Source organism: Bacteroides cellulosilyticus DSM 14838 (genome assembly GCF_000158035.1).
GTDB lineage: Bacteria > Bacteroidota > Bacteroidia > Bacteroidales > Bacteroidaceae > Bacteroides > Bacteroides cellulosilyticus.
In genome coordinates this window covers 42,638-53,980 of the sequence record NZ_EQ973486.1, presented here as the reverse complement: position 1 = coordinate 53,980, position 11,343 = coordinate 42,638, and the positions used below count along the sequence as shown (strand labels likewise).

Genomic DNA, 11,343 nt, shown 5'->3' with positions numbered 1-11,343 from the left:
TCCATTGGTTATATTGATAAGCAAAGCTGGTCTTGATAGACAGGTTCTTAATCGGCTCAATTTCCAGGAAAGCCTTACCGTCGAAACGGCTGTATTTCTTCTTTGAGGTTATGGTAGTGGCATAAGCCGGATTCTTAATAGCCTGCATTTTATCGTTACCATCCACAAATCCCCATTCACCATTGCTGTATTTATAAGGTACCGAAGGACGGGAATGCCATTTCATCTGTTCGAATACATAGTAAGTACCAATGGTAGGTTCCTCTACTTCTTCATGGTTACCAGAAACATTCAGTCCTAAAGTGATTATATCAATGAACTTGCTGTCAGCATTCAGACGGAAATTAAAACGGTCAGTACTTGTACCTTCCATGATACCATCCTGTCCCACATATCCTACCGAACCCATATAATGAGAAGTGGCATTACCACCCGACATAGACAAATGGTGGGTCTGAATAGGAGCAGAACGGAATATTTTGTCCGACCAGCGGGTATTGGCAAACAAATCCGGTCTCGATCCATCTTTCATTTGCTGAATCATTTCAGGGGTATAATTCGAAGTTACATCTCCCATAGCTTCATTCTGTTCATTATAAAGAGTAGCCCAATCCCATGAATTAATATATGTAGGCAGAACCGTAGCTTTCTGTACACCATAGGATCCGCTGTAAGATAGTGTCTTCTTGTCTGCATTTCCTCGTTTCGTTGTAACCAGAACTACACCGTTGGCAGCACGTACACCATATATAGAAGCGGAAGCCGCATCCTTCAATACTGATATGTTTTCAATATCATTCGGAGAAACACTGTTGAGGCTTCCCTCCACACCGTCAATCAGCACCATAGGATTACTGTCACCAAAAGTGTTTATACCGCGGATACGGATTTCCACATCTCCCTCAGCACCGGGTTGCGCAGAGAAAGAGCTCACGGTAACACCACTCATTCGTCCTTGCAGCAAACTGGAAGTATTGGATACCGGAATGTCTTTAATATCATTGACCTTTACAGAAGATACCGCTCCCGTCAGATTGGCTTTTTTCTGCGTACCATAGGCTACAACCACAACTTCATCGATCAACTCCGAGCTTTCTTTCAATACAATATTGATTTGCTGGTTTGCCCGGACTATTTTCACGACTTGCGTTTCATAACCTATATAAGAAATCACGAGATTTTGTCCTACTGATGCCTGAATAGAGAAATGTCCGTCTACATCTGTAATCAGACCATTCGTAGTACCTTCCACTACTACAGAGGCTCCAATTATCGCTTCACCGGCAGCATCCTTCACAGAACCTTTTACAGTTACAGCCTGTTGTGTAATGGCTGATGTTGAAGAACCGAGATCTTTTTCCGTTGATGCATAGGAGAAAGTTACTCCACCAAGGAATAGCAATCCGAAGATGATTCGTCTTTGCAAAACATGTTGTTTATTCATAATATTTTTAATTAAAAAGTTACTGATGCAAAAGTCCCTGTTTCTTTATAAACAGGATAACAGAAAAGCACAAAAGAATAACAAATTCCTGTATCCGCTATCAAAAACAGGAATTTGTTATCAATCGGCACGATTCTTTTATTTTTAAGCGTCTTCAAAAAGAAGGGGATCGCTTATTTTTTCCTACTTTTGAATATTGAATTTTAATCAGTATGCTATGAGTAATATAAGAAAGTGTTTGTTATTTGTATTCATATTCTGTGCCACCTTCACTGCCAGAGCACAGAAGCTATTGCATTATGATTTAGCAGATGGATTATCAAGTTCTGAAATCACTTCTATCTGCGAAAATGACTATTATATGTGGATTGCCACAGAAGATGGGCTCAACCGTTTCGACGGACATCGGTTTAAAGTCTATAAATCGGGGAAAGCAACAAACAACAGTCTTAAGAATAATAATATAGAAACCTTGTTCCTTGATTCCAAAGGCTTGTTATGGATTGGTTTTAAGACCGGAGGAGTAGATATATACAATCCGCGGACCGACCAGTTCATCCACCTCAATGAGCAGGTTTCCGACCCCATCCCTAACCGGATTGTTTCCATATTCGAAGACTCTGATCATAACATCTGGTTGGGAAGCTGGGAAGAAGGTATATGCAAATTAACTCCCAAGAATACAGAACGTACCAGTTTCACAGCCGAACGTAGCCATTCAGGAGCCATTGTCTCCAGTTTTGTGGAAAAGCCTAAAGGACATATATGGATCAGCACCTATACAGGACTTGTGATGTACAACTCCCGAAAACAAACATGGACAGACATTACCCCCAAGAACCAGACCATCACACAACTACACGATACCGGAGAAGACAATACACTGTATTACTCTTCATGGGATAATGCGCTCTATGAATTAACCTGGAGCCAACAACCCGAACAAGCCCGGACCATCCATCTGCATAACAGCAATACCCCCATATACCGCATAGAAGGAGAAGCAAACAAACTTCTGATCGGCACCTGGGGAGAAGGAATAAAAGTATATGATAAAGAGCAAGAGCGTATTTATCCACTACCCGGCACAGAACATCTGGGTACCACTTTTATCAATGCCATTTATAAAGATAGCCTTGATAATATCTGGATAGGTTCATACGGAAAAGGACTCTATAAGTACTCCTCCTCAGACAGGGGAATCAACCAGTTGATCTCAATTCGTAAAACTCATTCTCCCATCACTTCTATCGCCCTTTTACAAGACAAAATATTGTTGGGAACCTTAGGCGACGGTATGTATCATTTCGATATGCGTACCTCTACTGAAAAGGAAAATTATAAAAGTAAAGACAAATTCAAGGACCATATCTTATCTATCGGGCAAAATAAGGATATTACGTTAGTGGGGCACGATGGCATAGGATTATTATATTCTTTCCAGAATAATAATTCGCAGGAAATTCAATGGAAAGAATTTACGGCAAGCACTGAATTAGAAAAGATTACGACTTTCTATATAAAAGACAATAAAGTGTGGATAGGCACCAAACAAAACGGTCTGATGTCCGTATGCCTGGACAAGAAGAACCGGCAAATAAAAGATTATATCCATTATGACTATTTCAGTCGGGACAGGATAAACGCTATCATACCTTATCGTGACAATCAATTGTTTATAGCTTCACATAATGGGCTCTCCATCTTCAATGCATCAGACCAGGTCACTCTAAAAGACAAAATCATCGACCAGGAGATTGTGTACTCTATCATAGAAGATAAAAGTAATAAATGCTGGTGGATAGGAACATCAAACAATCTATTGAAGATGGAAGTATCCAATGATTCACTGCAAGTTTCTACCGCATTCCCTACATACCCATTGCCGCAAGGGGCCATCAAGTCATTGTTGCTCGATGATAACCAGAATCTATGGTTCTTTATCGGTGAGAAGATATTCTGCTACATAAACAGTGAACAGCGCATCTGCGAACCGAATATCAGCTATTGGGGTAACTCTTCTATCCTTTCAGCCGAAAAAATAACCTATGAAAATAAAGAATATATCCTGTTCGGCAATACCGAACAACTCATGGTTGTGGATGTGGAAAAGGCGCTGCATCAGTATGATAAGACCAAACTCATATTGACTGATCTGGAGATCAACCACCAAAAGATACAGGTAGGCGATACGATAAACAACCGGGTGATTTTAAAAGAGAATACCGAATATATTCCTTCCATCACCTTGTCTTATGCCTCCAAATGGATATCCCTGTCCTTTACTGAAATAGGGGAAGCCAACTACTGCAATAAATACCTATACAGGATGATCGGTTTTACCGACAGTTGGCAATATCTCGATATGTCTGTACCCCTGACCTTCTCACAACTTAACCCCGGCACATACACCTTGGAAATTATGAAATATAACGAAGAGTCAGGCACCAAGCCATGCTGGTCCATGAGCATTATTGTCGCTCCGCCCTGGTGGAAAACACCTTTGTTCTATTTCATTTCCTGCCTGATTATCCTGTTGAACATCGCACTCATAATATATATGATTATCAGACACTACAGAAAAAAGAGTATACAAAAGATACAGGAGATGGAGACTTTGAAGAAAGAAGAACTATTAAAAGAAAAGGAAAGTTTCTTCGAAAGTCTCGGGCACGACCTGATTACGCCTTTATCTTTGATACTGGCACCTGCCAATGATATGTTGCGTGAAACCAAAGAAGATGATATTCAGTATGAAAGGCTGTCCATTATCACCAAAAATGCTGCATTCTTATCCGATCTGTTTTCTACAATCCTTGACTTCAAGCGAGTGGAATTCTCTGAAGTAAAGATAAACAATAGAAACATAGAAATCGTATCATTCTGCCGCATCATAGTGAATGCATTCAATTATCTGGCAAGCTCTAAAAAAATCCAGCTATCCTATCAGGCCAACATCCCCTCCATACATATATGGATTGACAGTGTGAAGTTTGAAAGGATTTTATATAACTTACTGAGTAACGCCATTAAGTACACCCCCGATCAAGGCAGTGTATCGGTGGCACTGGAATATATAGATGGACAATTGAGTGTATTCATAAAAGATACGGGACCGGGTATCAATCAGTTATACCAGGCAACCGTATTCAATAAATTCTACCGGGAACCCCAATACAATAAGGAAAACACTCCCAACGGATTGGGCATAGGATTATATGTCGTGAAGAAATTCGTATCAGTAATGAACGGCACAGTTTCTATTGACTCACAACCCGGACAAGGCACCACACTGTGCATCAAACTACCGGTAGAGAACTCAGAAGAATATCAGGAAACAACTGATATTACCGAATTTAAAGCACAGGCAACCAATATAGAGAACAGTGCCACCATATTACTGGTAGAAGATAACGAACAGATACTTAAATACCTTGCGGGCAAATTGGCGGAGCACTTCAACATAGTGACAGCCACCCATGGAGAAGAAGCCTTGAAATTAGTAGGTGAGTATCTTCCTGAAATCGTAATATCGGACATCATGATGCCCGGTATGGACGGTCTGACACTGTGCCGCCATATAAAGGAAAATTCCCTTTATGCCGATATATTCGTTATATTACTGACTGCCAAAACTTCATCTGAAGATGAACTAAGGGGTTATAAAGAAGGCGCTGACATCTATATCAAGAAACCTTTTGATACGGAAGCATTGATCAATCAGATCATGAATATCCTGAATACGCGCCAGAAACGAAAAGAACAACTCCTAAAGAACCTGATAGCCAAAGACAGTGATACCATTGAGTTCAATTCCAAGGAAGTATTCCTGCAACAGGCCATGAAGGTGATAGAAGAGAATCTGGATAAGGCGGACTTCAACATTGAGGAATTCTCAATAGCCATGAATATCAGTAAGACAGTGCTTCATAAGAAGTTCAGAATGCTTATCGGGCAGACACCCAATCAGTTTATCCGGGCTATCCGGCTTCGAAAAGCATCCGAGCTATTGATAAACAGTGATTTGTCAATAGCGGAAATAGCCTACCTGACCGGCTTTAACCAAGCACATTATTTCATCAAGTGCTTTAAGGAAATATATAATGAAACACCCAAGAATTTCAGGGATCTGAAGAAAGGAGACCGATAACCTCAAAAAAGGGATGACTGTGAAACTGTTCCAGTCATCCCTTTTCCAATCTTATTTCTTATCAGCAGAATATTCAACCTCGTAAACTTCCAATAAGCAGTGTTCGCTATTCCCATCTATAGCGGTACAACTTATTTCCAACGGACGTCCTTCTTTTATATCGTCAGCAGAAACCTCTCCTACCGCCCATGACAAGCCGCACCAGATCATCTTATCATGCGATTTCTTTATCGGAACAGAACGCTTGCCCTGCTTTACTTCTATATTGAAGAAATGGTCCATTTTAATCCCGGTAGGAGGAGCACCGCCCCACGAACGGAATGCTTTTCCATGCTCATCCAATTGCTGAAAGAGAATCCGTACAGTTTTCCCTTTCGAAGGGGTGTAATGTGCCTGCAAGGTATGCTCATTTTTCTTTTGCACATCTATTTTTACCTTTTGAATTGTTGCAGGGATAACGATATCTTTCTCAATACCTAAATCATACTCCCGGCTACTGAACTTGCCGTATCCGACAACAACCATCTGTTCCGGCCCCAATTCCACAATATTCTTTTCTAAAACAGGCATAAAACCACTGTCCGTAAAAAGCACTCTCCCCGTTCCTGTCGCTTCAGGCAACATTACTTTGGCTTTCTCTTGTGATGCGTTTACCACAGTATAAAGATTTCCTCCTTCAGCGGAAGCCATGTATCCGTATGGCAGCGCTTTGCCGGGGATAGCCCCGAATGCTGAAATACTTCCATACTGCTGTACCTTCATATACAATTGCTGCACTTTAGCCATCCAGCGGGCATCATCCTCACTTAGCAAATCAATATTTCCATGACAGACATTCAGCCAGCCCCCGCGTGCCATCGTCAGAATCATCATGCCTTTCCAAGCATTTAAAGCCCTGTTATAACAAGTACCCGTGGTACCAATCATAAAAGCACAGTTGTCAATGCGCCGGACCGGTACTCCGTTAAACAAGTATTGAAAGGTCATGTGATCCGAATACAAATCCTGTGAACGCCAGAAGTTCATCATCGGCACATCGGATAAGCGGGGATCACCGCAATACATCGTATCAAATATTTCCAGCCAACGCAGGTCTACCGTTTTTCGAAACGGGGTAACCGTATTTTCCATATCACCCCCAAAACCATTGTAGCCAATAAAAAGTACATCCGGATTCCTATAACGAAATTCTTTTATGGCAGAAATAAAGGCATTTTTATTCTGTTCCTCAATATCAGTAGGCAACATCGTACATTTGGCATCAGGAGTTGCCGCATCAAAATAAGCAAAATCAAATTTGAACATCTTAATACCCATATCCGCGTACATTTGCAGGGTCTGCATAAGATGGTGCAAATATCCTCCCCTGAACAGACAAAGAGTTGTTCCGTCTTCTGCCACAGAGCTTTCCCACTCCGGAATAATCCTCATCGTATTTGCCTCTCCACCTATGCGCAGCAGGTTCGTAGAAAACCACAATCCGGGCTTTATTCCTTCTCTTTTACACGCATCCAGCCAACGTTTGGGACCTTCCGGCCAACAGTCCGGCCTCCACTTACGATATCCTTCATTCACATCAAACCAGAATGCGTCCATCATATAATAATCCACCTGTACACCCAATTTTTTCAAACGCACAATGTGATCCAACTCTTTCATTGCCAATGCCTCATCCAGAGGAATGTTATCAGACAATTCATCATAGGCGGACCAATTGTTATAGACAAATACAGGTTTGGTCAATCTTGCCGTTCTATTTTTATTCCATCCGTCAGATACATTCTGCGCCACTCCAGGAATGAATATGCACAACAACAGCAACAGGATATTTACTCTTATTCTATTCATAAGTCATATCTATTTTTATCAAAGACTGTTTATTCATCGGAAAACTTAGTCCACCACTTCAAAAGTCAGTTTCCGGCCACCTACCGACACTATAAATTCACCCGCCTCCAAAAAGCGTTTGCCCGTTGCATCCGTATAGCTCAAATCTCTCATAGGATCAATCTCAAACCGAAAGACTCTGCTTTCACCAACCTTCAACGATTGTTTTTCAAAGAATTTCAGTTCTTTCATAGGACGGGAAATGCTACAAAACGGATCGGACACATACCATAGCACAGTTTCTTTTCCTTCCACCTTACCCGCATTAGTCACTGTAACCTCAGCTGTTATCTTCTGATTCTTCTTGATTTTCAAGGAAGAAAGTTTTGCATCAGAGTAAGTAAAGGTAGTATAACTCAATCCATACCCGAACGGATACAGAGGTTCGGTAGGAATATCCTGATAATCCCCCATCGCATCGAACGGACGGGCAGACTGTCGCATATTATAGTAGACCGGTATCTGACCTGTAGACAGCGGGAATGTCACTGACAACTTTCCGGAAGGATTTACCCTGCCCGATAAAATGCCCGCTAAGGGAGTTCCTCCCGCAACACCGGGCTGCCACATCTCAATGATAGCTTCTACCTGAGGTTCCAATCTGATCAACTCAAGAGGGCGACCACTGGAAAGTACAAGTACAATGGGCTTATTCGCCTGCTTCAAATGCAAAAGCAACTTTTCCTGAATATCGGGCAAAGCAATTGTAGAGCGTGAAGCATTCTCTCCACTCCACTGTTTGGACTCACCTAAACATACCACTACTACATCGGATGCCTCAGCCGTTTTCAAGGCAGCGGAGAAACCCGATTCATCATTTCCATCCAATGCACAACCCTGCTCATAATCCAGCCGCACTTTATCACCAAATTCTTTCTGCATTCCTTCATAAATAGTCTCCACATCTTCGGCCTGACCTTTAAAAGCCCAGGCACCCAACAAATCGGAACGATCCTTGACCATAGGTCCTATCAACGCAACTCTTTTAACCGTTGAAGAAAGAGGCAACAAGTTCTTTTCATTCTTCAACAGCACCATTGATTCTTCTGCCAGACGCGCTGCCAAAGCAATATCCTCTTTCTGCAAATAACGTTCCTGCTCGGTCAGCTCTTTCGTATAAGGTTCATCAAATAAGCCCAGGCGAAATTTGACCCGAAGTATACGGGCAACCGCATCATCTATCTGCGAAATTTCTATCTTCTTTTCAGCAACCAACTGCTCTAAATATTCATAATAAACATTGTCCCGCATATCCATCTCCACACCGGCATGGAAAGCCTTATACGCAGCTTCTTTGCGATTCTTGGCAACACCCTGATAAATCAGCTGCTCTATTGCATTCCAGTCAGATACGACAAAACCGTCATGTCGCCACTTATTCTTCAGTATTTCAGTTAAGATGTAATGGTTTGAAGTAGCCGGTACTCCGCTAATGTCATTAAAACTGCTCATAAGCGTGGCGGCACCTGCTTTCACACAGGCCTCATAAGGCGGTAGATAGGTTTCCCACAAGGCTTGGGGTGATATATCCGTATACCTGTAATCCCGTCCGCCTTCGGATACACCATAACCTACATAATGTTTCAAGCAAGCTGCGATAGAATACGGATCAGACAGTTTCTCGCCTTGGTAACCTTTCACCGATGCTACACCAAAGACTGTATTCAGGTAAGGATCTTCTCCATAACATTCGGAAATACGTCCCCAACGGGGATCCCTCGCCACATCAATCATAGGGGAAAATGTCCAGTCGATACCCGACAATACAGACTCCTTAGCAGCCATCCCGCAAGCCTGAGTCACTAAATCAGGATTAAAGCTACAAGCCTGTGCCAATGAAATCGGATACACCGTACGCAACCCGTGAATCACATCAAACCCAAAAAGAATGGGTATCCCCAGGCGAGATTCTTCCATTGCCTTACGCTGAATCCGGTTACGCAACTTCGGATCGGTATGGAGATAAATCAGCGAACCAATCTCCGCCGGAAGATTTTTCACCTCCGTACCTATATTATTGGGATTATCATTCTCCCCAAATGTATATTGATTCAGTTGAAGCACCTTTTCATGCAATGTCATCCGATTCAGCAAATCTTTCACTCTGGTTTCAACAGGCTGTCCCGCATCTTTATAAACCGGTTTCTGTGACCGGACAGATAACCACGGGAGCAAAGCCGATACGAATAAAATCAATAGTTTTCGCATAGTATCATGTTATTAATTAATCCCAATCATCAGTGCGGAAGGAAGATACCGGCAGACCGCCCGTACCAAATAATTCCGCCTTTACAAAATCCTTAAATGCATATCTCACAGCTTTAGGCTCTGCCACATACTTGCATGTGACTACTACAGTACCTTTTTCCTCATCAATATAGGCGTCCGCCTTATGGAATACCTTATTGTCTCCGGATATCTCAAACAGTTCCAAAGTCTTTCCATAGCTGGTAAGCCCATTAAATTGATTGTCAAAATGAATAATAGCCTTATTTCCCTCAACCTCCTATTTTACTGAAAGTCGGACTTTCCGCTTCAAATCCTTTCATTCCATAGGTTTTAGAGAGTGCCAGCATGCCCAAACGGTCGCCTACTTCTTTTTTCCTCCTCGGATGGATCAGATATCGCTCTCCTACATCCAACAATACTGCCATTGCAGAGTTTGGAATTAACGTTAGGCACTGTCTTTGCGCTTCCCGTTGATAAGCCGAAACTTCCGGCCATTGAGGTGTGAAAAAGTTCCACTCTTTATAATCGTAAGGGGCAATCTGTGCATAATAGAAAGGTACTTCTCCCAATCCCCAGGCTTCGCGCCATTTACTTACCATGGCAGCAACCGAGGGAGCATAACGGGGCACATTGAAAATATTAGACTCACCCTGATACCAGATAATACCTTTTATGCCATATCCCACCAGTGGGTGAATCATGCCATTGTACAGAACCGTAGGCACATTACTAATCCACGGAGAAGTTTCATCACTCAATGGCGGTACGGGGATATCATCAAATTGTTTGCAAGCTTCCGCATTCATCCATGCTTCGATGTTGGAGCCTCCATAACTGGCATTGATAATACCGACCGGCACATCCATATTGCGCTGTAAGAAATCTGCAAAGAACCATCCCACAGCCGTACATTCCGCTACATTCTCCGGAGAAGCCTTCACCCATTCGGCCTCAAAATGTTCCAATGGTTTATAGGCCGCTAAAGTAGGTATATTAATGAAATGTATTTGCTTTTTTGCTGAAGACAATATGGCCTCTGTAGATCCCAGTACCGGCTGGCAATAATATCCTTTCAGCGGCATACTCATGTTGGACTGTCCGCTTGCCAACCATACTTCTCCCACAAACACATTCTGAAAGACTTTCTTCTTATTGGCAGTGACTGTCACCTCATAAGGTCCTCCGGCAGCAGGCGTAGGTACGGCTATCTTCCAGGTACCTTTAGAATTAACAACTCCCGTATATTCTTTATCCGGATTCCATGAAGTGGAAATAGTCACTTTCGTTCCCGGTTTTCCCCAACCCCAGAACGGATTATTTATCTTTTGCTGCAACACCATATTGTCACTGAAAATATCAGCAACCTTAAACTCCTGTGCCTCAGCAAAACATACCAAAGCAAAGAGGAATACCAGATTTAATAATACTTTTTTCATCTATCAGATTTCTATTTATTTATGAATATAATTCTTTCGTAAGTCCACGCAAATATAGCGCTATAGGGTAAGAAGTGATAACATAAAACCACCCAATAATAACACAATACTCCACAATATGCTTTCTCGCTGTTTTAATCTGTTATAATCCACAATTTAAGCTCTACAAATACTCTATCAGCCCGAAAATTTTTCGG

The 11,343-nt window shown here is 42.1% G+C and carries 6 protein-coding genes; 1 reads left to right on the top strand and 5 read right to left on the bottom strand.

Going from position 1 to position 11,343, the window contains the following annotated elements:
• A partial coding sequence (locus tag BACCELL_RS00275; protein ID WP_007209457.1) for a SusC/RagA family TonB-linked outer membrane protein occupies positions 1 to 1,444 on the bottom strand: 1,444 nt, incomplete at its 3' end.
• Positions 1,445 to 1,661: 217 nt separating this feature from the next.
• Between BACCELL_RS00275 and BACCELL_RS00270 the strand changes: the two genes are divergently transcribed.
• Positions 1,662 to 5,594 (top strand): hybrid sensor histidine kinase/response regulator transcription factor, encoded by a 3,933-nt coding sequence (locus BACCELL_RS00270; RefSeq protein ID WP_007209455.1) that lies wholly within the window; start codon positions 1,662 to 1,664, stop codon positions 5,592 to 5,594.
• A 51-nt stretch (positions 5,595 to 5,645) separates the two neighbouring features.
• Here BACCELL_RS00270 and BACCELL_RS00265 read toward each other — a convergent pair whose 3' ends face one another.
• The 4 genes from BACCELL_RS00265 to BACCELL_RS00255 form a co-directional block, all read right to left on the bottom strand.
• On the bottom strand, positions 5,646 to 7,442 hold the full coding sequence (locus BACCELL_RS00265) for an alpha-amylase family protein (protein WP_007209454.1): 1,797 nt from the start codon (positions 7,440 to 7,442) through the stop codon (positions 5,646 to 5,648).
• A gap of 45 nt (positions 7,443 to 7,487) precedes the next feature.
• Entirely contained in the window at positions 7,488 to 9,689 is a 2,202-nt protein-coding gene (locus BACCELL_RS00260) for a glycoside hydrolase family 3 N-terminal domain-containing protein (protein WP_007209453.1), read from the bottom strand.
• A 16-nt stretch (positions 9,690 to 9,705) separates the two neighbouring features.
• On the bottom strand, positions 9,706 to 9,915 hold the full coding sequence (locus tag BACCELL_RS27185) for a hypothetical protein (RefSeq protein WP_007209452.1): 210 nt from the start codon (positions 9,913 to 9,915) through the stop codon (positions 9,706 to 9,708).
• A gap of 64 nt (positions 9,916 to 9,979) precedes the next feature.
• Complete coding sequence (locus BACCELL_RS00255; RefSeq protein ID WP_007209451.1) at positions 9,980 to 11,146, bottom strand: sialate O-acetylesterase; 1,167 nt, start codon at positions 11,144 to 11,146, stop codon at positions 9,980 to 9,982.
• Between the last annotated feature and the right edge of the window lie 197 nt (positions 11,147 to 11,343).